Origin of the sequence: Achromobacter spanius (assembly GCF_029637605.1) — a bacterium.
In the GTDB taxonomy this organism is placed as follows: domain Bacteria; phylum Pseudomonadota; class Gammaproteobacteria; order Burkholderiales; family Burkholderiaceae_B; genus Achromobacter; species Achromobacter spanius_E.
In genome coordinates this window covers 5,700,905-5,722,446 of record NZ_CP121261.1, presented here as the reverse complement: position 1 = coordinate 5,722,446, position 21,542 = coordinate 5,700,905, and the positions used below count along the sequence as shown (strand labels likewise).

Here is a 21,542-nt window from a genome sequence, read left to right as displayed (position 1 = left end):
GTTCCCTGGATGCTGCCTAGGTGCTTTCGGCCGGCGGCCGGGTCGCGCCAGGACGACGCAGATAATCCACCAGCGCCACCGTCGCGCTGTCGGGTGGCGGGGTCAGCAAGGACACCACGATGATCGTCAGGAAGGCCACCGGCGCGCCGAACACGCCCGCCGCGATCGGCTGTATGCCCCACCACAGATCCACCGGTTGTATGCGCGAGATGCCCAGCACCGATTCGCGCAGCCACGGATGCGTGTAGGTCATATAGGCGAAGGTCACCAACAAGCCCGCCGCCATGCCCAATGTGGCGCCCCATTTGTTGGCGCGGCGCCAGAACACGCCCATCACCAACGCCGGGAAGAATGACGAGGCCGCGAACGAGAACGCGGCCGACACCATGAATAGGATGTCGGCGGGTTTGCGCGCGGCCACCCAGGCCGCGCCAAACGCCACCACCAGCAGCAGAATCTTCGACACCATCACGCGGCGCGCGGCCGACATGCGCGGTGACACCATCCGGTACCACATGTCATGCGACAGGGAATTGGACAAGGTCAGCAGCAGGCCGTCGGCCGTGGACAAGGCCGCGGCCAATCCGCCCGCCGCGACCAGGCCCGAGATCACATAAGGCAGGCCGCCGATTTCCGGCATGGCCAGCACCACAACGTCCGCCCCCATGCTGATTTCGCTTAACTGCACGACGCCGTCGCGGTTGATGTCGGTGACATCCAGCAGGTTGCTGTCGACCGCGCTCCAGGCATGCACCCAGTTGGGCAGGCTAAGGAAGTTGGAGCCGACCACTTGCGTGTAAACCTCGTACTTGACCAGCAGCGCCAGCGCGGGCGCCATGAAGTACAGCAGCAGGATGAACAGCAGCGACCAGCACACCGACTTGCGCGCCTCGATCACCGAAGGCGTGGTGTATGAGCGCATCAAAATGTGCGGCATGCCGGCCGTGCCCAGCATCAGGCATAGCACCAGCGCCAGGAAGTTGACGCGCATGTTGCGCTGTTCCTCGGGGTCCTTGGCGGGGAATGGTTCGGCATGAGGCGTGGCGGGCGCGGCACGCGCCTCGAACGTGGCGCGCGCCTGCGACCAGGCCACGCGCGCGTCTTCAACACTGGGCGGGTAGGTGGCCAGTTCACGCTCGACCGACCGGATGTCGACCATGGGCGCGTCGGTGGCATTCAACTGCGCCAGGCGGCTGCGCAGCTTGTCCTTTTCCAGCGTCCAGGATTCCGGCAATGCCTGCACACGCTTGGCCATTTCATCCGCATGCTGCTGCCACAGCCGACGCACTTCGATCTCGGACGGATCGTTCTGCAGGTAAATCTCTTTTTCGGTCACCTGCTGCAGTACCACGCCCGCGGACAACTGTGGCAGGGGCATGTTCGTATGCTTGACCGACAGCCACACCACCGGCACCAGGTAGGCAATGACCAGAATGATGTACTGGCCCACCTGCGTCCAGGTGACGGCGCGCATGCCGCCCAGGAACGAGCACACCAGCATGCCGCCCAGCGCGACGAAAATGCCCAACTCGAACGAAATGCCGGTCATGCGCGTGGTGATGATGCCCACGCCGTAGATCTGCGCGACCAGATACGTGAACGAGCACAGGATGGCGCAGGCCACGCCGGCCAGGCGCGGCATGTTGCCGCCGTAGCGCGCGCCCATGAAGTCGGGGATGGTGTACTGACCGAAGCGCCGCAGGTAGGGGGCCAGCAGCATGGCCACCAGCACATAGCCGCCCGTCCAGCCCATGATGTAAGCCAGCCCGCCATAACCCGTCAGGTACAGCGTGCCCGCCACGCCGATGAAGGACGCCACCGACATCCAGTCGGCGGCCGTGGCCATCCCGTTGTAGATGGCCGGCACGCGCCGCCCGGCCACGTAGTATTCCACCTGGTCGGACGTGCGGCAGACGATGCCGATGCCCGCGTACAAGCTCACCGTGACCAGCAGGAACACGTAGCCGATCCAGTTGCGGGGCATGCCCAGCACTTCGGCCAGCGCCAGCAACAGGATCATCAGCGCAAAGCCCGCCGTGTACAGCACGTAGATACGCCGCAGCCGAATCTTGAATTCCTGGGGCGTGTCTCCGCTGAAAAACGGCATCAGCGCTCTCCCCCGGCATTGTCGATGGACGACTCTTCGGCCACCTCATCGGCGCTGTTCATGATCCGGGCGTAGATACCAATGATGATCAGATAAGCCAGCGGTGCGCCATAAGCCGCCATCCAGAAGGCGAACGGCCAGCCGATGAAATCAAAGCTGAGGCGGCGCGCGAAGAAAGTGGGCACGAACGTCAGCGCCGCCCAGACGGCAAGCAGCAACAGGATCAGCCGCAAGTTGCGGCGCCAATAGGGAGTCGGGGTGGTAACAGGAAGAGGTGCGCGGGATTTCGGCATGGCTAGGATGTTTTCAGACCCTACCTGGATAGCGCGAAACGCTGCGTCTGAAAAGCCCTTGCGGAAGAAATTCAGGCTTTTTATGCGACAACGGCTGGCACTGCCTGGTGCCAGCCGTTGTGCGTTTTGCTTTTTTTGAGTACTGCTTTACTTTTTTTATGTACCGGTGCCGCCGGTATTTGCCCATGCAGGGCTTTGTCTCCTCACCTGCATGGGAAGAGATTCTGCACCATGTGCGGGATTGTCACACTAGGGGAATGCCCTAAGACGGAGCATTCATTTACATATTTCCTGCCCCATGTTGGTGCCGAACGACTGCAAAGTTCTAAATATTGGGATTTTGCGGCTGAAATCCCGAAATTGAGCCGAATTCAGGAATCTCGCCCGTCCCGGAATATGACGCTTGCCACCGCGCCATGCCCGGAATCGGGCGCGGCGTGCCAGGCATGCACGCGGCCGCTCATCACCGGTGGCCGCCTTGCCGCCGGCGGCGTTTATTTCTTGTTTACGCGCCGCCCCCGAAGCTATACCCCGTTTTTACCCCCCGCTCCGTAACCTGCCGGTGTCCTGCATTGGTCACCTGGCCTGCCCGGCGCGCATCCGCTTTTGCCGCGCAGGCCCGTCGTTCGAAGGGAGCATCGCTCCCGGGAGGAAAAACGTGGATGCCATCTATATCGCCGCCTTCGCCGTCATGGCCGGGCTGACATTCGGCCTGCTGCGGTTCTGCGCCGGCTTGTCGTCGGGAGAGCCGTCATGAACTGGCTCTATGCATTCAGCGGCCTGACGGCCGCCGCGCTGTTCGTCTACCTGCTGGTGGCGCTGTTCAAACCGGAGAAATTCTGATGACCGCCGAATTCATCGGACTGCTGGTCCTGTACCTGGCGGTCCTGCTTGCGATTGCGCCGCTGCTGGGGCGCTACATCCGCATTGCCATGGAAAACGGCCAGTCCAGGCTGACCGCCTGGGGCCGCCCATTGGAACGCGGTATTTATCGGCTTGCGGGCATCGACCCGCAGGCTGAAATGGGCTGGAAGCGCTATGCCGTGGCAGTGCTGGCCTTCAACCTGATCGGCGTCGCGATGGTCTATGGCCTGCAACGCTTCCAGGGCATGCTGCCGCTGAATCCCGCCGCCATGGGTGCCGTCACTCCCGATTCCGCGCTCAACACCGCCATCAGCTTTGTCACCAACACCAACTGGCAAGGCTACGGCGGCGAAACCACGATGAGCTACCTGACGCAGATGCTGGCGCTGACGGTGCAGAACTTCGTATCGGCCGCCACCGGCATCGCCGTGCTGTTCGCGCTGATACGCGGCCTGTCGCGTCACAGCTCGGCCACGATCGGCAACTTCTGGGCGGATATGGTCCGCTGCACGATGTATGTGCTGCTGCCGCTGTCCTTCGTGCTGGCGCTTGCTCTGGTGAGCCAGGGCGTCATCCAGAACTTCAGCCCGTATCAAGACGTGCAGACCGTTCAAGCCCTGCACTACGAGCAGCCGCGCATGAACGCGGACGGCCAGCCCGTGCTTGATGCCGCCGGCCAGCCCGTGATGGATCCCGTGACCACCTCGACGCAGACGCTCGCGATGGGCCCCGTGGCCTCGCAGGAAGCCATCAAGCTGCTGGGCACCAACGGCGGCGGCTTCTTCAATACAAACTCGGCGCATCCGTTCGAGAATCCCACGCCGCTGTCGAACTTCCTGCAGATGCTGGCCATACTGGCGATTCCCGCCGCGCTCTGCTTTGCGTTCGGAGAAATGGTCGGCAGCCGTCGCCAGGGCATCGCCATCCTGGCGGCCATGACGGTGCTGTTCGCCGTCTTCGCGCTGACTACCGCCTATTTCGAACAGCAGCCCAACCCCATGGCCGCGCAGGCAGGCGCCGGCAGCGCGCTTAGCGCGTTGACACCGGGCGGCAACATGGAAGGCAAGGAATCGCGCTTCGGCATCGCGGCCACCTCGCTCTTTGCCATCATCACCACGGCCGCGTCCTGCGGCGCCGTGAACGGCATGCATGACTCATTCAGCGCCATGGGCGGGCTGCCGCCGATGCTGCAAATGCAGTTGGGCGAAGTGGTCTACGGCGGCGTGGGCTCCGGGCTGTACGGCATGCTGGCCTTTGCGGTGCTGGCGGTCTTTATCGCCGGCCTGATGATCGGCCGCACCCCGGAATACCTGGGCAAGAAGATCGAAGCCTACGACATGAAGATGGTGTCCATCATCATCCTGGCCACGCCCTTGCTGGTGCTGGGCGGCACCGCGCTGGCCGTCTCCGTGTCGGCCGGACAGGCCGGTGTGCTGAATCCGGGCATCCACGGCTTCTCGGAAATTCTGTATGCGCTGTCCTCGGCGGCCAACAACAACGGCAGCGCGTTTGCCGGGCTGTCCGCGAATACGCCGTTCTACAACGTGCTGCTGGGCATCGCCATGTGGTTCGGCCGCTTCGCCGTGATTGTCGCGGTGCTGGCCATGGCTGGCTCGCTGGCGGCCAAACGGCGCCTGCCCGCTGGCCCCGGCAGCATGCCCACTACCGGCCCCCTCTTTGTGGTGCTGCTGATCGGCGCGGTGCTGCTGGTGGGCGCGCTGACGTATGTGCCCGCGCTGGCCCTGGGGCCGGTCGCCGAACACCTGCAACCCTGAATACAACAGGCTAGGAAACAACATGGCCAAGATTGAAATGCCAACCTCAAGCGCAGGCGGCGCCGCCGCCCACGCCCCCGCGGTCACCCTGGAAGAGCGCCCCTTCGGCATGTGGTCCCGCTCGCTGGTCGCGCCCGCCCTGCTGGACAGCCTGCGCAAGCTGTCGCCCGCCGCGCAGTTGAAGAACCCAGTGATGTTCGTCGTGTACGTGGGCAGCATCCTGACCACCGTGCTGTGGGTCATGGCCCTGCGCGGCCAGGCCGAAGCCCCGGCGGGCTTCATCCTGGCCATCGCCGTATGGCTGTGGTTCACGGTGCTGTTCGCCAATTTCGCCGAAGCACTGGCCGAAGGCCGTGGCAAACAGCAGGCCGCGACCCTGCGCGGTTTGCGCACCACCATCAACGCGCGTTTGCTCAAGGGCTTTCGCGACGTGGATGTCCGCGATGCGCACCCGGACCAATGGCGCGGCCAGGCGTCGAGCCAAGCCTCGGGACTGCTGCGGCGCAATGACGTGGTGCTGGTCGAAGCGGGCGACACCATCCCCGGCGACGGCCAGGTCATCGCCGGCGTCGCTTCCGTGGATGAAAGCGCCATCACCGGGGAATCCGCGCCCGTCATCCGTGAGTCGGGCGGCGACTTCTCGTCCGTCACGGGCGGCACCCGGGTGCTGTCCGACTGGATCTTCGTGCGCATCGCGGCCGACCCCGGCGAAAGCTTCCTGGACCGCATGATCTCGATGGTGGAAGGCGCCAAGCGCCAGAAGACACCCAACGAACTCGCGCTGACCATTTTGCTGGTCGGGCTGACCGTGGTGTTCCTGCTGGTGGTCGTGACGCTGATGCCGTTCTCCATCTACGCGGTCACCGCGGCGGGTGGCGGCGCGGTGGTCACGGTGACGGTACTGGTGGCGCTGCTGGTCTGCCTGATCCCGACCACCATCGGCGGCCTGCTGTCGGCCATCGGCGTGGCGGGCATGAGCCGCATGATGAGCGCCAACGTCATCGCCACGTCCGGCCGCGCGGTCGAAGCGGCCGGCGACGTGGACGTGCTGCTGCTGGACAAGACCGGCACCATCACTTTCGGCAACCGCCAGGCATCCACGTTCCTGCCCGCGCCGGGCGTATCGGCGCGTGAATTGGCTGACGCGGCTCGCCTGGCCTCCATGGCCGACGAAACACCGGAAGGCCGCAGCATCGTGGCGCTGGCCGACAAGACCACCCATGCTCCGGCCGCGCGTGTTGAAGACGCCGAGTTCGTTCCCTTCACCGCGCAATCCCGCATGAGCGGCGTGAACCTGGGCGAACGCATGATCCGCAAAGGCGCGGTCGACGCCGTGCAGTCCTGGCTCAAGGCGCTGGCCGCCAGCGTGCCCGACGCCGTGTTGCATCAGGCCGAAGACGTGGCGCGGCGCGGCAGCACGCCGCTACTGGTCAGCGACGGCAACCGCGCGCTGGGCGTGGTGGAACTGAAAGACATCGTCAAACCCGGCATTCAGACGCGCTTTGCCGAACTGCGCCGCATGGGCATCAAGACCGTGATGATCACCGGCGACAACAAGCTGACCGCCGCTTCCATCGCGGCCGAAGCCGGCGTGGACGACTTCCTGGCCGAGGCCACGCCCGAAGCCAAGCTGCAATTGATTCGCGCCTACCAGGCCGAAGGCCGCCTGGTGGCGATGACGGGCGACGGCACCAACGACGCCCCCGCGCTGGCGCAGGCGGACGTAGCCGTGGCGATGAACTCGGGCACGCAGGCCGCCAAGGAAGCGGGCAACATGGTGGACCTGGACTCCAACCCCACCAAGCTGATCGAGATCGTCGAGATCGGCAAGCAGATGCTGATGACGCGCGGCGCGCTGACCACGTTCAGCGTGGCCAACGACGTGGCCAAGTACTTCGCCATCATCCCCGCCGCCTTCGCCACCGTCTTCCCGCAGTTGAACGTGCTGAACATCATGCACCTGACGACGCCCGCCTCGGCCATCCTGTCGGCGGTGATCTTCAACGCGCTGATCATCGTGGTGCTGATTCCGCTGGCGCTCAAGGGTGTGCGCTACCGGCCGTTGGGCGCATCGGTGCTGCTGCGCCGCAACCTGCTGATCTACGGGCTGGGCGGTCTGCTGGTGCCGTTCGTCGGCATCAAGCTGGTCGACATGGTGCTGACCGCGCTGGGGTGGGCCTAGGCCGGCCGCGCCTAGGCCGGCCGCGCCTAGGCCGGCCGCGCCTGAGCCGGCCGCGCCTGACCTGGCCAAGCCTGAGTCCCGCCGTCGCCTCTCCCTACAAACAAGGAATCCATCATGAAATCCATCACTACCTCTCCCTCCGGCCAAGTGCGCCAAGGCGGCGTGCTGCGCCCCGCGCTGGTCGTATTCGCCGCGCTGTCGTTGGTGACTGGCCTGGCCTACCCCTTTCTGACGCGCGGCGTGGCCGCCGTGGTGTTCCCACACGAAGCGGCCGGCTCGCTGATCAGGCAAGGCGACAAGGTGGTCGGGTCGGCACTCATCGGCCAGTCGTTCACCGCGCCGCAGTACTTCTGGGGCCGGCCGTCGGCCACCGCGCCCATGCCGTACAACGGCGCGGCCTCGGGCGGTTCGAACCTGGGTCCGCGCAACCCCGCGTTGGCCGAGGCCATCCAGGCTCGCATCGCGGCCTTGAAAGCGGCAGACCCCGACAACCCCACGCCCGTGCCGGTGGACCTGGTCACCGCCTCCGGCAGTGGCCTGGACCCCAGCATCAGCCCTGCCGCCGCCAACTACCAGGCCGCGCGGGTGGCGCGCGCCCGCCATGTGCCTCGCGCGCAGGTGGATGCGCTGATCCAGGCCCACACCGAAAAGCCCTGGCTGGGCGTATTGGGTGAGCCGGTTGTCAATGTGTTGACGCTGAACCTGGCGCTGGACAAATTGCACCCGGCACAATGATGGCGCGGCGTATAGTATCGCCAGCCTTTCCCACCCCACTCTTGCGCGTTCATGGCTGACATTGCTGGCGAGCGTCCCGATCCGGACGCGCTTTTGAAAACGCTGGACGACGCCGCGCGCGAGGCGGCGCGCGGCAAGTTGCGCGTGTACTTCGGCGCATCGGCCGGCGTCGGCAAGACCTACGCCATGCTGGTGGCTGCCCGCGCCCAAGCAGCCCAGGGCGTGAACGTGCTGGCCGGCATCGTCGAAACCCACGGCCGCCGCGAAACGGCCAGCTTGCTGGAGGGCATCGCGGCCCTGCCACTGAAAGACGTGGCGTACCGAGGCCACGTGCTGAAAGAGTTTGACCTGGACGGCGCGTTGGCCGCGCGCCCCGGCCTGGTGCTGGTGGACGAACTGGCGCATTCCAACGCGCCCGGTTCGCGCCACGCCAAGCGCTGGCAAGACATCCACGAACTGCTGGCCGCGGGCATTGACGTCTGGACCACGCTGAACGTGCAGCACCTGGACAGCCTGAACGAGGCAGTGGGCAGCATCACCGGCGTACGCGTCTGGGAAACCGTGCCCGACGAGGTCTTCGACACCGCCGACGAAGTCATTCTGGTGGACCTGTCGGCCGATGAACTGCTGCGCCGGCTGAAAGAAGGCAAGGTCTATCTGCCCGAACAAGCCCGCCACGCCACGCGCAATTTCTTTCGCAAAGGCAACCTGATCGCCTTGCGCGAGCTGGCGTTGCGCCGCACCGCCGACCACGTGGACGACGACGTGCAGGCCTATCGACGCGACCGCGCCATCGAACCGGTATGGCGTACGCGCGAAGCCGTGGTGGCCTGCATCGGGTCGGACGCCGACGCCGAATACATCATCCGCAGCGCCCACCGCCTGAGCCAGCAACTGGAATGCGACCTGCACGTGGTCACCATCGACACGCCGCGCGCGGCGCCCACGCCTCAAGCCGAGCAAGACCGCATGCAACGCAGCCTGGCGCTGGCGGACAGCCTGGGCGCGCGCACGGAAACGCTGCCGGGCGGCGACATGGTCGATGCGGTGGTGCGCTACGTGCGCCGGCACAACATCACCAAGGCCGTCGTGGGCCGTACGCGCGCCAGCGGCTTGCAGCGCCTGCGCGTGTCGCTGTCCGCATTGCTGTCCGCCGCCCTCGCGCCGGGCTGGCTGTGGCGCCGGCACAGCTTTGCCGACATGCTGGCCGCGGGCTGCCCCGAAATCGACATCATCCGGCTGGGCGCCCCCTCGCTGCCCGCCAGCGCCCCGCCAGGGCGCGACCCGCTGACACTGGGGCGTGGCGCGCGCATCAACGCCGACGACCGTGGCGCCGGCCCCTGGCCGGGCTATGCCTGGGCGCTCTGCTATTGCGCGGCGGCCACAGGCTTGTCGATGCTGGCGTTTCCCGCGCTGCACCAGACCAACATCGTCATGCTGTTCCTGCTGGCGGTGGTAGCGGTGGCGCTGCGCCATGGGCGCGGTCCGGCCGCGCTGGCATCCGTCGTCAGCGTCGGGTTGTTCGACTTTTTCTTCGTGCAGCCGCTGGCCTCGTTTGCCGTGTCAGACGTGCAATACCTGCTGACGTTCGCCGTGCTGCTGGCCGTGGGCCTGTTGATCGGGCAACTGACGGCGGGGTTGCGGCTGCAGGCGCAGGTGTCGGTCAAGCGCGAAGCCGACGCGCGCAGCCTGTATGAGTTCGCGCGCGAATTGTCGTCGGCGCTGTTGCCCGAGCAGATCGTGGCCCTGGCCGGCGCGTTCGTGCATGCAACCTTCGGCTCGCGCTGCGCGCTTTATATCCTGGCCCTGGACGACCGCTTGAAGCTGGCCTCGCCCGCCGCCGACATGCCGGCCCTGGAATCGGCGCTGGCCCAATGGGTGTATGACCACGGCCAGCCCGCCGGCGCGGGCACCACCACGCTGTCCAATAGCGAACTGCTGTATCTGCCCTTGAAGGCGCCGATGCGCACACGCGGCGTGCTGGCCCTGGCCGCGCCCCGCCGCAGCCTGTTCACGCATCCCGACGCACGCCGCCAGATCGAAGCCTACGCAACGCTTATCGCCATTGCCTTGGAACGACTGCATTACGTCGAGGTGGCCCAGCAGGCGCTGGTCAGCATGGAATCGGAACGGCTGCGCAACTCGCTGCTGGCGGCGGTGTCGCATGATCTGCGCACACCGCTCACCAGCCTGGTCGGCATGACCGACACGCTGACGCGTCGGCCAGGATCGCTGCCCGACGATGTCCAGGAGACCATCCGCGCCATGCGCGACCAGGCACAGCGCATGCATGCGCTGGTGGTGAATCTGCTGGATATGGCGCGGCTGCAAAGCCACGACACGCCGCTGCGCCTGGAATGGCAATCCATTGAAGAGCTGGTCGGCGCGTCGCTGGCCGCCATGCGCGAACCCCTGGCCGCGCACCGCGTGACCGTGGCCCCCCTGTCGAACCTGCCGCTGGTGGAGTGCGATGGGGTGCTGATCGAACGCGTGCTGTGCAACCTGCTTGAAAACGCGGCCAAGTACACACCCCCCGGCAGCACCGTGCACATCCACGCAGCGGTTCACGACGGCATGATGCGCGTGGCCGTGTGCGACAACGGCCCTGGCGTCGCGCCGGGCACAGAACGCCGCATCTTCGAAAAATTCACACGCGGCGACCGCGAGTCCGCCACGCCTGGCGTGGGCCTGGGCCTGGCGGTGTGCGAGGCCATCATCCAGGCCCACCACGGCCGCATCTGGGTCGAACACGCCCCAGGCCAAGCCTCGGGCGCGCAATTCGTCTTCAGCCTGCCGCTGGGAACGCCGCCCGACGTTCAACCCGAAACTCAACCCGACATCCCTTGAAGACACGGCCAGCATGTTCGACTACCAGCCTATCGTTCTGATCATCGAAGACGACGCCAACATCCGGCGCTTTGTGCGCCAGGCCCTGGAAAGCGAGGGCTGCGTCGTGCACGAGGCCGACACCGTCAAACGCGGCCTGATCGAAGCCGGCACGCGCCAGCCCGACGCCATCGTGCTGGACCTGGGGCTGCCTGACGAAGACGGCATGACGCTGATCCGCGAACTGCGCAGTTGGACGCAAGTACCCGTGCTGGTCTTGTCCGCCCGCAGCGCCGAGCCTGACAAGGTGGCCGCGCTGGACGCGGGCGCGGACGACTACCTGACCAAGCCCTTTGGCGTCAGCGAGCTGCTGGCCCGGCTGCGCGTGCTGTTGCGCCGCCATGCGCGGGCGGGCGCCGGCAACGCGGCCGAGATCACGTTCGGCGACGTCCGCATCGACTTCGCCAAGCGCGTCGTCGAACGCGCCGGCCAGCACGTGCATCTGACCGCCATGGAATACCGCCTGCTTGCCGCGCTGCTTGCGCACCGGGGCAAAGTCATGACGCACCGCGAGCTGCTGCGCGAGGTCTGGGGCCCCTCGCACATCGAAAGCAACCACTACCTGCGTATCTACATGGGGCACCTGCGCCAGAAACTGGAAGCCGACCCCGCGCAACCCGTCTTCCTGATGACCGAGATCGGCGTGGGCTACCGCTTCGCGGGCTGATCAGCCCGTACATTGACGCGATTTTTACGCGCCGCGCCCGCCTTTTTCGGCAGGATTTACGGCGCGATTCCTATAGTGGAATCGTCATCAACCACAGGAAACGCGGAGTGCCGCCAGCGGCGTCTCCGCTCCATCGACGCCATGATTCCCCGACTGCACGCTTGCCCCCCTGCCACGCGCGATCTCACCCCAAGCCTGCCGCTGCCGCATAGCCAACAGGTGGCGCTGACGGTCAGGATCGACACGCTGGATGCCTTGAAGGTGCGCCTGGCGCTGCACCAGGCGCTGGGTGCACGTATCGGCATCTACCTGCTGTCGGTGGACCATGCGCACGCGCAAAGTACGCTGCAACTGCAATGCGCCCGCCACGAACTGGACGACATGATGCATGCCGTCATGCGCGGGCTGCCCCAGGCGGAATTCGGACCGGTGCGCGCGGCCACCGCCATCACGGGGCGCTAGGCCATGGACATGCCGCTGACTCACATGCCACTGCCTCACATGCCACTGACTCCGCGTTTTGAAGGCATCTGGCTACCGATGGTCACGCCGCTGCGCGGCGGCTACGTGGACATGGACGCCGCGCAGGCGCTGGCCCGCTACTACCGCAACGCGGGCATCGCCGGCCTGGTGCTGTTCGGCTCCACCGGCGAAGGCAATCTGCTCAGCCTGTCAGAGAAGATCGACATGGCCCAGGCCATTGCCAGCGACCCGCATGCGCTGCCGCTGATATTCGGCGCGGGCGGCGTCGACACGCGAGGCGTGGCCACGGCCATCCGGCGCCTGGACAAGCATTGCCCGGCGGGCTATCTGGTGCCGCCGCCTTATTACCTGGGCCCGTCGCAAGCCGGCATCCTGTGGCATTACCGGCAGATCGCGTGGGCCACCGAACGCCCGATCATTCTGTACAACATCCCCAAGCGCACGGGCGTGACCATGACGGTCGAGACCATGGAAGCACTGGCCTCGCTACCCAACTTTTCCGCCGTCAAGGAATGCAACCCGGCGGTGCTTGCCGCCCTGAACGCGCGCGGCAAGCTGGATGCGCTGTGCGGCGATGACCTGTCCTTGCTGGACCATTGGCTGGCCGGCGGACGCGGCGCCATCCCGGCCGCCGCACACTTGTTTCCGGAGCGTTATGTGGAAATCATGCAGCTTGCGCACGCAGGCCAGGCACAAGCCGCGCGCGAGCTTTTCGAACCGTTGCGCGCGCTGATCCGGCTGCTGTTCGCCGAACCGAATCCCGCACCGATCAAGCGAGCGCTAGCCCTGCAAGGGCTGATCGCCGACGAACTGCGCATGCCCATGATGCCCGCCAGCCGTGACCTGACCCCTCGCCTGCAACGGGCAATGAGCGCCCTGCAAGGCTTGCCTAGCCGGCTGCAGACAGCCTGAATACCGACACCGCGCGCGCCAGGCCGTCGGCCTGCTCGTGCAGGGTGGCCGCCGACGCCGCGAACTCCTGGACCAGCGCCGCGTTCTGCTGCGTCACGCTGTCCAGGTGCGTGACGGCCTGGTTGATCTGTTCGATACCCACGCTTTGCTCGGCCGATGCGGTGGCAATCTCGCCCATCAGCGGCGCGCTGGTGGCCGCCGATTCCAGCACGCTGCCCATGGTTGCGCTGGCCTGGCCCACCCGTTCGCTGCCGCGCGCGACGGAATCCGACGACGTTTCAATCAAGCCCTTGATCTCTTTGGCGGCCGTGGCGGAACGCTGCGCCAATGCCCGGACTTCACCCGCCACCACCGCAAAGCCGCGTCCCTGTTCGCCCGCCCGCGCCGCCTCGACCGCCGCGTTCAAGGCCAGGATGTTGGTTTGAAAGGCAATGCCGTCGATCACGCTGATGATCTCGCCAATGCGTTGCGAACTGTGCGAGATCTCGCGCATGGCGTCGATGGCGTGTTGCGTTTCTTCGCTGCCTTGACGGGCCAGTTGCGCCGACTGTCCGGCCAGGGAACTGACTTCACGCACGTGCTGCGCGCTTTGCTTGGCGGTGGCCGTGATCTCTTCCACGCTGGCGGCGGTTTGTTCAAGCGCCGCGGCCTGCTTCTCGGTACGATCGGACAGGTCCATGCTGCCCGCGGCGATCTGGCGCGAGGCCGCCGCGATGGATCCCGTGGACTGCACGATCGTGCGCAGGGCGGCTTGCAGGCGGTCCTGCATGCGCCCCATGCCTTCAAACAGGCGGCCGATTTCGCCGCGATGATGGTGCGACACGCTGCCGGACAAGTCGCCATTGGCCACGCGCTCGCACAGCGCCACGGCCTCATCCAAGGGGCCAATCACATGCGTGCGGAAAAAGCGCAACGCCCCGATCAGCAGCAAGGCCAGCAGGCCCAGCGTCACTCCCCCCTGGCGCCACAAGGTGCTGGTGAACGCGGCGTCGACATCATCCACATAGAGCCCGGTAAAGATCAGCCACCCCCAATCCGAGTCATAGGCCGCGTAGCTGATCTTCGGCAAGGCTTCGTCGGCGCCCGGCCGCGGAAAGCGGTACTCCACATAACCGCCGCCCGCCTTGCCTTCGGCATAGAGGTTTTCGAAGATCGGCAAGCCGTCCACATCATTGATGCCGCGCACGTTCGTGCCCACCAGCTTGGCGTCCGGGTGCACCAGCAGCGCATAGTCATCGCCGAACACGCCCACGTAGCCGTCAGCGCCGTAGCGCAGTTGCGCCAGACGCCGCGCCACATTCTGCCTGGCCTGCGCCAGCGGCATGCCCTCGCTGACGCTTTGCTTGCCATTGCGCAGGATGCCTGCCGACAGATCCAGCACGTGGCGCAATTCGGTCTTGCGCTCGGCCAGCATCTCGGCGCGGCGCTGCCAGGCATCCCAGGCGCCCAGCATCAGAACGGCAGCGCCAATGGCGAATACGAACCACAACAGCTCCCTGCGCAGACTGGAATTTTTCACAGCCTCTCCTCGTTATTTTCCAATCTGCCACATGAAACTTTTGACGGCAGAATGTGACGGTTTATGTATTGCGATCCGTCAGGATACGGTGACGCAGCAGGGTTTTCACCAGGAAGGCGCAGGGTGCTTGATCTAACGCAAGGCCCATAAGAAAAACGCAAGGCCGGTGGGCCTTGCGTTCGGTAGTGCTTGCATTGCGGAGCGTTCTCCGCTTGCCGTCAGCGCTGCAATGCGCTCTTGGCCACCTGCACGGCGCGCGGCGTCGTCAAGGCAATCAGTGTCACCACGATCAACGAATAGTTGGGCACGCTGCGCATGTTGCGGAACATCATCTCGGTCAGGCTGAAGGCGCAGTAACCCAGGCAGAACAACAGCCCCAACTGCGCGCCAACGCGAATCACCCGGTCATCGCTGGCCAAACGGCGGAAGAACACGGCCGCCGGCACCAGGTACAGGAGCAGGATCGTGATCAGGCCCAACAGGCCATACCCGGACAAGGCGCCAAGCATGTCATTGTGGGGCTCGCCAAAGCCCTCGACCACTTCCTGCGTGACGATGCCCTGGGTTTGCATGGTGCGCAGTTCATCGCGGAATTTGCTGGGGCCCACGCCCACGATCGGGCTCTTTTCGAACATGAGGATCGACGCATGCCACAGCTGCAAGCGAATGCCGAAGGACGTATCGCGGTTGGCCGACGTGGCAAAACCCTGGACGTCTTTCGAGATCTCGTGCATCCGGCTGCTGAACGTCCAGATGGCGGCGGCGCTAGCCACCAGCGCTACACAGACGGCCAAGGCACAGTAAACCTTGTGGCGGCGCTTCCAATTGCGCAGGCCCAACAGGAACACCACGCCCAGGATGGGCAGCAGCATCCAGCTGCTGCGCGTCTCGGACATCCAGGTGGCAATGACGGTCAACACCACCACCAACAGCTTGACCGCCGTCTCCACGCGCGGCCAGCGCGTGGCGGGCCCAAAGCCCAGGGACAGCAGCGTCATGCCGCCGAACAATAGCGTTATGTTCGCGAACGCCACGGCGTTATAGCGCCCGCCCACGTCGATCATAGCGGCGCGGCCCTCGGTCTGCATGGTGACGATCAGCAGTATCGACCCGGCAAGGGCGCCCGCCAGGATGCTCCACTGCACCATTTTTAGCCAGCGCTGCGGCGCGCGCAGCAATAGCCACAGCACCGGCAGCGCCAGCGCAAAGCGCAGCAGCTTTTCAAGTTCGGAATCGCTCCACACGCCTCGCACCGCGGACGTGGTGAACATACAGGCCAGGGGCAGCAGCAGCACCAATGACATCGGCCACAAGGCGCCGAAATTCATGGGTTCGTACCGCTTGATGGCGTTCATCGCCAGCGCGGCCAGCGCGATCGGCGCGCTGAGATAAAGCACGGCGGGTCCGCCCACCGGGCTGGTCAAGGCCAGCGCGGGAACCAGCAACACCAGCCAGGTGGCTAAGGAAACATACATTCGGGGCACAGCGATCAGCCTGGAAAGAACAGCGCAAGCGCAGCGCGCTTCATGCGGATTAGGTAGACAAAACCCGCCCGCCATGACGGCGGACGGGTTCGGCGGAGCATCGCGGAGGGACCGCGGGTTTACATGTTTTCGATCATGACCTGGCCAAAGCCCGAGCACGACACCTGAGTCGCGCCTTCCAGCAGGCGGGCGAAGTCATACGTGACCTTCTTGGACAGGATGGACTTTTCCATGCTGGAGATGATCAGGTCAGCGGCTTCGGTCCAGCCCATGTGGCGCAGCATCATTTCAGCCGACAGGATCTCGGAACCGGGGTTCACGTAGTCCTTGCCGGCGTACTTGGGCGCCGTGCCGTGGGTGGCTTCGAACATGGCGACCGAGTCCGACAGGTTGGCCCCCGGCGCGATGCCGATGCCGCCCACCTGCGCCGCCAGCGCGTCCGAGATGTAGTCGCCGTTCAGATTCAGCGTGGCGATCACGTCGTATTCGGCCGGACGCAGCAGGATCTGCTGCAGGAAGGCGTCGGCGATCACGTCCTTGACGATGATCTCGCGGCCCGTCCTGGGGTTCTTGAACTTGCACCACGGGCCGCCATCGATCAGTTGCGCGCCGAATTCCTTCTGCAGCAACTCGTAGCCCCAGTCCCGGAAGCCGCCTTCCGTGAACTTCATGATGTTGCCCTTGTGCACCAGCGTCAGCGACGTGCGGTCGTTGTCGATGACGTACTGCGCGGCCTTGCGCACCAGGCGCTCGGTGCCTTCGCGCGACACGGGCTTGATGCCGATGGACGAGGTATTCGGGAAGCGGATCTTCTTCACGCCCAGCTTGGTCTGCAGGAACTGGATCAGTTCCTTGGCCTGCTCGCTTTCGGCCATGTATTCGATGCCCGCATAAATGTCTTCCGAGTTTTCGCGGAAGATCACCATGTTGGTCTTTTCGGGTTCGCGCACCGGTGAGGGCACGCCCTTGAAGTACGCCACCGGGCGCAGGCAGACGTACAGGTCCAGTTGCTGGCGCAGCGCCACGTTCAGCGAGCGGATGCCGCCGCCAACCGGGGTGGTCAACGGGCCCTTGATGGACACCACGTAGTCCTTGACGACTTCCAGGGTTTCATCGGGCAGCCAGACGTCCGGGCCGTAGACCTTGGTGGCCTTCTCGCCGGCATAGACTTCCATCCAGTGGATCTTGCGCTTGCCGCCGTAGGCTTTTTGCACCGCGGCGTCGACAACCTTGATCATCACCGGGGTGATGTCAGCGCCCGTGCCGTCGCCTTCAATGAAGGGAACGATGGGTTGTTCAGGCACATTCAGCGAGAAATCAGCGTTGACCGTGATTTTCTGGCCGCCAGCGGGAACCTTGATATGTTGGTAGGACATGAATGCTCCATTTGCTCCGGGTGGTTTTCTGCACGCGCCGCATCGGAAAGCGTCCGATTTCGCGGGGAAAATCGCCCTCGCGAACCGCACACCGGATGGCGGATAGCAACCAATTCTATATCGCAAAGGCCCGGGGCAAGCGGCCGCCATCGGGCGCGCGGTAAAATAATGCGTCCTACACCGCATTCCGTCCCCAGCCGATGTTCAATCCCTCACGCGACCAAGTCCGCGAATTCTTTATCGACACCTGGCGCAAGCACCGCGCCAACGAGGTGCTGACCCCGCTCGAGGCCATTGCGCTGGACTGGATCATCGAGCACCCCGAATACCACGGCGACCTTGAAAGTCCTGAGGCCATGACCATGGAGTACGCGGTGGAAAAGGGGCGCACCAATCCGTTCCTGCACCTGTCCATGCACCTGGCCATTGCGGAACAATTGTCCATCGACCATCCGCCCGGTATCCGTCTGGCCTACCAGCAGTTGACCGCACGCTCGGACGCCCACCACGCAGCCCATGAAATCATGGAATGCCTGGGGCAAGTGGTGTGGGAAGCGCAGCGGCTGGGTACGCCGCTGGACAGCGACAGCTATATCGACCTGATCCGCCGCCGCGCCAGCCTGTAAGGCGTAATTACTTGCGCACGCCCAGGTCGCTGGGCAGGGACGCCAGCCACGCTGCGACGTTGGAGATATCCTGGTCGGACAACTGCGTGGCGAAAGCGCCCATGATGGGATTCTTGCGCACGTTGGCGGTGGCTGCGCTGCCGGAGGCGCCGCGCTTGTAGGCCTTCAGCGCGTGAACCAGGTAATCAGCATGTTGGCCCGCCAGCGTTGGGTAGGATGGATCCACCGCGGTCTTGGCGTCGGCGCCGTGGCACGACGCGCAATTGAATTTATCGAAAACGGCTTTGCCGGCGGCCAGATCCTGCGCCTGGACGGAGGCGCCCGCCATGGCGAAAGTCGCGCCCAGAAGGGCAAGCATCGTGCGATTCATTGTTTGCCCCTTATTTAAGATTCGAGTAGTACGCGGCCAGGTCGGCGATGTCCTGGTCGGACAGGCTGCCGGCAATGGCGTCCATCGTGGGATGGCTGCGCGCGCCTTTCTTGTACTCGTTGAGGGCGGTTTCGATGTACTTGGCATTTTGGCCAGCAATCATCGGCACGTGATAAAGCTCGGGGAACGTCGCCTTGTAGCCTTCGATGCCGTGGCAACCGATGCACATGGAAACCTTGTCGCGGGCGTTTTGGATGTTACCGACAGGCGCTGCGTCAGCAGCAACAGCCTGACCGGCGATCGCACAGGATGCTATCGCGGCCAACACGGAAACCGTGCACTTCAGAGAGGTTCGCAACTTCATTGGAATGGCTCTTCTTGGTATGGCTTAAGGACTAGGGCCTGCTCACACGTCGGCCCCCTGCAAACACGTTGCGGGTCGAACCCAACTGCAAAACCGCCTGATTGTACGATAATTGCTCAGGATTAATACCTTGCGTTGGGTATTGATCACCGTCAATCCTCGGAAGCCATAAGCCTATGTCCGCAGCCCAGTCCGCACACTCCGCCACGCCTGCCCGCTTCAACGGGACCGACTCCTACGTCGCCACCGACGACCTCAAATTGGCCGTCAATGCCGCCCTGACTTTGCAGCGCCCGCTGCTGATCAAGGGCGAGCCGGGCACCGGCAAGACCATGCTGGCCGAAGAGGTGGCGCGCGCGTTGGGCCGGCCGCTGCTGCAGTGGCACATCAAGTCCACCACCAAGGCGCATCAGGGCCTGTACGAATACGACGCCGTGTCGCGCCTGCGCGACTCGCAGCTGGGTGATGAGAAAGTGCGCGACATCCGCAACTACATCGTGCAAGGCACCTTATGGCAAGCCTTCCAGGCGGACGAACCGGTGGTGCTGCTGATCGACGAGATCGACAAGGCCGACATCGAGTTTCCCAACGACCTGCTGCGCGAACTGGACCGCATGGAATTCCATGTGTACGAAACGCGCGAGACCATCTCGGCGCGCCATCGTCCGCTGGTCATCATCACGTCCAACAACGAGAAAGACCTGCCCGACGCCTTCCTGCGCCGCTGCTTCTTCCACTACATCCGCTTCCCCGACCGCGACACCATGCGCGACATTGTCGCCGTGCACTACCCGCACCTGAAGCAGGACGTGCTGCGCGCGGCGCTGGACACCTTCTTTGCGCTGCGCGATGCGCCCGGCCTGAAGAAAAAGCCGTCCACCTCCGAACTGCTGGACTGGCTGCGCCTGCTGCTGGCCGAAAACGCCACGGCGGCCGAGATCGACGCCCACACGGCCACCGCCGTGCCGCTGATGGCCGGCGCGCTTTTGAAAAACGAGCAAGACGTGCATCTGCTGGAACGCCTGGCGGCCATGACCCGCGGCGGCCAGCGCCGCTGATCACAACGCCACCGGCCGCCCGCCCATGCTGATCGACTTCTTCTACCACCTTCGGGCACACAAGCTGCCCGTCTCGGTCAAGGAATACCTGACCCTGGTGGACGCCCTGCGCCACGACTTGATGGCGCCCACGCTGGACGAGTTCTACTTCCTGGCGCGCGCCACGCTCGTCAAGGACGAATCACTCTACGACCGCTACGACAAGGCCTTTGGCGCCTATTACAAGGGCATCCAGGCCGCACTGCCGGCGGACAAGGAAATCCCGCTGGACTGGCTGATCAAGGAGTTCGAGAAGAACCTGTCGCCCGAAGAAAAAGCCGCCATTGAAAAGCACGGCTGGGACAAGTTGATGGAGCTCTTCAAGGAACGCATGGAAGAGCAGAAAGAGCGCCACGCGGGCGGCAGCAAATGGATCGGCACCGGCGGCACCTCGCCGTTCGGCAACGGCGGTTATCACCCCGAAGGCATCCGCGTGGGCGGCGCGTCGGCCGGCAACCGTTCGGCGGTCAAAGTCTGGGACATGCGCCAGTTCAAGGACTACGACGACCAGGTCGAACTGGGCACGCGCAACTTCAAGGTGGCGCTGCGGCGCTTGCGCCGTTTTGCGCGCCAAGGCGCCGACATGGAACTGGACCTGGACGACACCATCGCCAGCACCGCCCGCAACGCCGGCCACCTGGACCTGCGCATGGTGCCCGAGCGCCACAACACCGTGAAGGTGCTGATGCTGCTGGACGTAGGCGGCAGCATGGACGACCACATCGGCCGCGTGGAAGAATTGTTTTCAGCGGCGCGCAGCGAATTCCGCAACCTGGAAGTCTATTACTTCCACAACTGCCCGTATGAAAGCCTGTGGCAAAGCAACCGGCGCCGCCAGAACGAACGCTTCGACACCTGGGACGTGCTGCGCAAGTACAACCCGGACTGGCGGCTGATCATCGTCGGCGACGCCACCATGAGCCCCTACGAAATCCTGCAGCCCGGCGGGTCAGTCGAACACTACAACAAGGAACCCGGCGCACAGTGGATGCGGCGGCTGCTGGATGCCTGGCCGAAATCGGTGTGGCTCAACCCCGAGCCCACTGCGTCGTGGCAATACCGTCAGTCCATCGCGCTGATGCGCGACATCATGCAGGACCGCATGTATCCGGTCACCGTCGCCGGGCTGGAACAGGCGATGCGGGTGTTATCCAAATAAGGCCTGGGCGGCTCGTCAGCCATCCACCGGCTGTTCGGGCGTATCCAGCGTCAACTGATAAAACGCCAGATCCAGCCAGCGGCCGAACTTGAAGCCCGCTTCGCGGATCGTGCCCGCGTGCTTGAACCCCAGCTTCTCGTGCAGGTGGATGCTGCCATCGTTGGAGGCGTCGATGCCGCCAACCAGCACGTGCACTTGATTGACGCGCGCCCGCTCGATCAGCACGCGCATCATCGCTTCGCCCAGGCCACGGCCGCGAAAACGCCCGTCCACGTAGACGGAATGTTCAACGGAATACTTGAACGCGGGCCAGGCGCGGAAGGTCCCGTAGCTGGCAAACGCCATCAGTTCGCCGGCAGCGTTTTCAAACCCGACCACTGGAAAGCCACCCTGCTGCTTGGCCTGGAACCAGCCCTGCATCGCTTCGCGCGGCCGGGGCTTGTAGTCGTACAACGCGGTGGAGTTGACGATGGCATCGTTGAAGATGGCAAGGATCTGATCCGCGTGGCGTTCAAGCGTGCAATCGACAAGGGTTGCGCCTTCGGGCGCGCGGGAGTCTGCGGGCGAGTTCATGGCGAAAAATTGTACTGTCACGACCCGCATTTGTAGCCGTTGGCAACCGCTCTTGGCACAAAAAAAACCG

The 21,542-nt window shown here is 64.7% G+C and carries 19 protein-coding genes; 11 read left to right on the top strand and 8 right to left on the bottom strand.

The annotated features are described in order from the left end of the window. Positions 1-16: 16 nt before the first annotated feature. Both P8T11_RS25630 and P8T11_RS25625 read right to left on the bottom strand, forming a co-directional pair. Positions 17-2,107 carry a sodium:solute symporter family protein gene (locus P8T11_RS25630; RefSeq protein ID WP_268079433.1) on the bottom strand — a complete coding sequence of 697 codons (2,091 nt, stop codon included), beginning with the start codon at positions 2,105-2,107 and terminating at the stop codon, positions 17-19. Further along, positions 2,107-2,400, bottom strand: coding sequence for a DUF4212 domain-containing protein (locus tag P8T11_RS25625; protein ID WP_268079434.1), 294 nt, complete (start codon positions 2,398-2,400; stop codon positions 2,107-2,109). The genes P8T11_RS25630 and P8T11_RS25625 overlap by 1 nt, the downstream gene beginning before the upstream one ends. A 753-nt stretch (positions 2,401-3,153) precedes the next feature. Here P8T11_RS25625 and kdpF point away from each other — a divergent pair. The 8 genes from kdpF (at position 3,154) to dapA (ending at position 12,904) form a co-directional block, all read left to right on the top strand. Beyond that, positions 3,154-3,243, top strand: a complete 90-nt coding sequence (gene kdpF, locus P8T11_RS25620; protein WP_050447213.1) for a K(+)-transporting ATPase subunit F — start codon at positions 3,154-3,156, stop codon at positions 3,241-3,243. Further along, entirely contained in the window at positions 3,243-5,039 is a 1,797-nt protein-coding gene (gene kdpA, locus P8T11_RS25615; protein WP_268079435.1) for a potassium-transporting ATPase subunit KdpA, read from the top strand. The genes kdpF and kdpA overlap by 1 nt, the downstream gene beginning before the upstream one ends. Before the next feature lie 22 nt (positions 5,040-5,061). Beyond that, complete coding sequence (gene kdpB / locus P8T11_RS25610) at positions 5,062-7,221, top strand: potassium-transporting ATPase subunit KdpB (protein WP_418910270.1); 2,160 nt, start codon at positions 5,062-5,064, stop codon at positions 7,219-7,221. Between the two features lie 114 nt (positions 7,222-7,335). Next, positions 7,336-7,956, top strand: a complete 621-nt coding sequence (gene kdpC, locus P8T11_RS25605) for a potassium-transporting ATPase subunit KdpC (RefSeq protein WP_268079436.1) — start codon at positions 7,336-7,338, stop codon at positions 7,954-7,956. A 51-nt stretch (positions 7,957-8,007) separates the two neighbouring features. Then, complete coding sequence (locus P8T11_RS25600; RefSeq protein WP_268079437.1) at positions 8,008-10,803, top strand: sensor histidine kinase; 2,796 nt, start codon at positions 8,008-8,010, stop codon at positions 10,801-10,803. 13 nt (positions 10,804-10,816) lie between these two features. Continuing rightward, positions 10,817-11,509 carry a two-component system response regulator KdpE gene (gene kdpE, locus P8T11_RS25595; protein WP_100852838.1) on the top strand — a complete coding sequence of 231 codons (693 nt, stop codon included), beginning with the start codon at positions 10,817-10,819 and terminating at the stop codon, positions 11,507-11,509. Positions 11,510-11,650: 141 nt separating this feature from the next. After that, positions 11,651-11,971, top strand: a complete 321-nt coding sequence (locus tag P8T11_RS25590) for a hypothetical protein (RefSeq protein WP_268079438.1) — start codon at positions 11,651-11,653, stop codon at positions 11,969-11,971. Between the two features lie 9 nt (positions 11,972-11,980). Continuing rightward, positions 11,981-12,904 (top strand): 4-hydroxy-tetrahydrodipicolinate synthase, encoded by a 924-nt coding sequence (gene dapA, locus P8T11_RS25585; RefSeq protein ID WP_268079439.1) that lies wholly within the window; start codon positions 11,981-11,983, stop codon positions 12,902-12,904. On the opposite strand, the gene P8T11_RS25580 is transcribed toward dapA, so the two are convergent. The 3 genes from P8T11_RS25580 to icd form a co-directional block, all read right to left on the bottom strand. Next, positions 12,882-14,423: a methyl-accepting chemotaxis protein gene (locus tag P8T11_RS25580; RefSeq protein WP_268079440.1), complete on the bottom strand. Its 1,542-nt coding sequence runs from the start codon at positions 14,421-14,423 to the stop codon at positions 12,882-12,884. The two genes, dapA and P8T11_RS25580, sit on opposite strands and share 23 nt — an antisense overlap. Positions 14,424-14,641: 218 nt before the next feature. Next, the gene (locus tag P8T11_RS25575) at positions 14,642-15,907 is read right to left on the bottom strand and encodes an O-antigen ligase family protein (RefSeq protein WP_418910271.1); all 1,266 of its coding nucleotides are present in this window, start codon (positions 15,905-15,907) and stop codon (positions 14,642-14,644) included. 119 nt (positions 15,908-16,026) lie between these two features. After that, a complete protein-coding gene (icd, locus tag P8T11_RS25570) occupies positions 16,027-17,283 on the bottom strand; it encodes an NADP-dependent isocitrate dehydrogenase (RefSeq protein ID WP_050447222.1) in 1,257 nt (418 codons plus the stop codon). A gap of 200 nt (positions 17,284-17,483) precedes the next feature. Between icd and P8T11_RS25565 the strand changes: the two genes are divergently transcribed. Beyond that, positions 17,484-17,909 (top strand): DUF1841 family protein, encoded by a 426-nt coding sequence (locus tag P8T11_RS25565; RefSeq protein ID WP_259252154.1) that lies wholly within the window; start codon positions 17,484-17,486, stop codon positions 17,907-17,909. Between the two features lie 7 nt (positions 17,910-17,916). On the opposite strand, the gene P8T11_RS25560 is transcribed toward P8T11_RS25565, so the two are convergent. Both P8T11_RS25560 and P8T11_RS25555 read right to left on the bottom strand, forming a co-directional pair. Continuing rightward, complete coding sequence (locus P8T11_RS25560) at positions 17,917-18,279, bottom strand: c-type cytochrome (protein ID WP_268079442.1); 363 nt, start codon at positions 18,277-18,279, stop codon at positions 17,917-17,919. A gap of 10 nt (positions 18,280-18,289) precedes the next feature. Next, positions 18,290-18,643 (bottom strand): c-type cytochrome, encoded by a 354-nt coding sequence (locus P8T11_RS25555; RefSeq protein ID WP_050447225.1) that lies wholly within the window; start codon positions 18,641-18,643, stop codon positions 18,290-18,292. A gap of 176 nt (positions 18,644-18,819) precedes the next feature. On the opposite strand from P8T11_RS25555, the gene P8T11_RS25550 reads away from it, so the two are divergent. Continuing rightward, complete coding sequence (locus P8T11_RS25550) at positions 18,820-19,701, top strand: AAA family ATPase (RefSeq protein WP_100852846.1); 882 nt, start codon at positions 18,820-18,822, stop codon at positions 19,699-19,701. A gap of 25 nt (positions 19,702-19,726) precedes the next feature. Further along, a complete protein-coding gene (locus P8T11_RS25545; protein ID WP_100852847.1) occupies positions 19,727-20,899 on the top strand; it encodes a vWA domain-containing protein in 1,173 nt (390 codons plus the stop codon). Positions 20,900-20,914: 15 nt separating this feature from the next. Here P8T11_RS25545 and P8T11_RS25540 read toward each other — a convergent pair whose 3' ends face one another. Next, positions 20,915-21,472 (bottom strand): GNAT family N-acetyltransferase, encoded by a 558-nt coding sequence (locus tag P8T11_RS25540; RefSeq protein ID WP_268079443.1) that lies wholly within the window; start codon positions 21,470-21,472, stop codon positions 20,915-20,917. Positions 21,473-21,542 lie beyond the last annotated feature (70 nt).

What these genes read in the sequence shown, in the direction of transcription:
- P8T11_RS25565 (WP_259252154.1), top strand. Translation starts at nt 17,484, where the DNA reads ATGTTCAATCCCTCACGCGACCAAGTCCGCGAATTCTTTATCGACACC.
- icd (WP_050447222.1), bottom strand. Translation starts at nt 17,283, where the DNA reads ATGTCCTACCAACATATCAAGGTTCCCGCTGGCGGCCAGAAAATCACG.
- kdpC (WP_268079436.1), top strand. Translation starts at nt 7,336, where the DNA reads ATGAAATCCATCACTACCTCTCCCTCCGGCCAAGTGCGCCAAGGCGGC.
- P8T11_RS25625 (WP_268079434.1), bottom strand. Translation starts at nt 2,400, where the DNA reads ATGCCGAAATCCCGCGCACCTCTTCCTGTTACCACCCCGACTCCCTAT.
- P8T11_RS25590 (WP_268079438.1), top strand. Translation starts at nt 11,651, where the DNA reads ATGATTCCCCGACTGCACGCTTGCCCCCCTGCCACGCGCGATCTCACC.
- P8T11_RS25600 (WP_268079437.1), top strand. Translation starts at nt 8,008, where the DNA reads ATGGCTGACATTGCTGGCGAGCGTCCCGATCCGGACGCGCTTTTGAAA.
- P8T11_RS25560 (WP_268079442.1), bottom strand. Translation starts at nt 18,279, where the DNA reads ATGAATCGCACGATGCTTGCCCTTCTGGGCGCGACTTTCGCCATGGCG.
- kdpB (WP_418910270.1), top strand. Translation starts at nt 5,062, where the DNA reads ATGGCCAAGATTGAAATGCCAACCTCAAGCGCAGGCGGCGCCGCCGCC.
- P8T11_RS25545 (WP_100852847.1), top strand. Translation starts at nt 19,727, where the DNA reads ATGCTGATCGACTTCTTCTACCACCTTCGGGCACACAAGCTGCCCGTC.
- kdpA (WP_268079435.1), top strand. Translation starts at nt 3,243, where the DNA reads ATGACCGCCGAATTCATCGGACTGCTGGTCCTGTACCTGGCGGTCCTG.
- P8T11_RS25550 (WP_100852846.1), top strand. Translation starts at nt 18,820, where the DNA reads ATGTCCGCAGCCCAGTCCGCACACTCCGCCACGCCTGCCCGCTTCAAC.
- P8T11_RS25555 (WP_050447225.1), bottom strand. Translation starts at nt 18,643, where the DNA reads ATGAAGTTGCGAACCTCTCTGAAGTGCACGGTTTCCGTGTTGGCCGCG.
- kdpF (WP_050447213.1), top strand. Translation starts at nt 3,154, where the DNA reads ATGAACTGGCTCTATGCATTCAGCGGCCTGACGGCCGCCGCGCTGTTC.
- P8T11_RS25630 (WP_268079433.1), bottom strand. Translation starts at nt 2,107, where the DNA reads ATGCCGTTTTTCAGCGGAGACACGCCCCAGGAATTCAAGATTCGGCTG.
- P8T11_RS25540 (WP_268079443.1), bottom strand. Translation starts at nt 21,472, where the DNA reads ATGAACTCGCCCGCAGACTCCCGCGCGCCCGAAGGCGCAACCCTTGTC.
- kdpE (WP_100852838.1), top strand. Translation starts at nt 10,817, where the DNA reads ATGTTCGACTACCAGCCTATCGTTCTGATCATCGAAGACGACGCCAAC.
- dapA (WP_268079439.1), top strand. Translation starts at nt 11,981, where the DNA reads ATGCCGCTGACTCACATGCCACTGCCTCACATGCCACTGACTCCGCGT.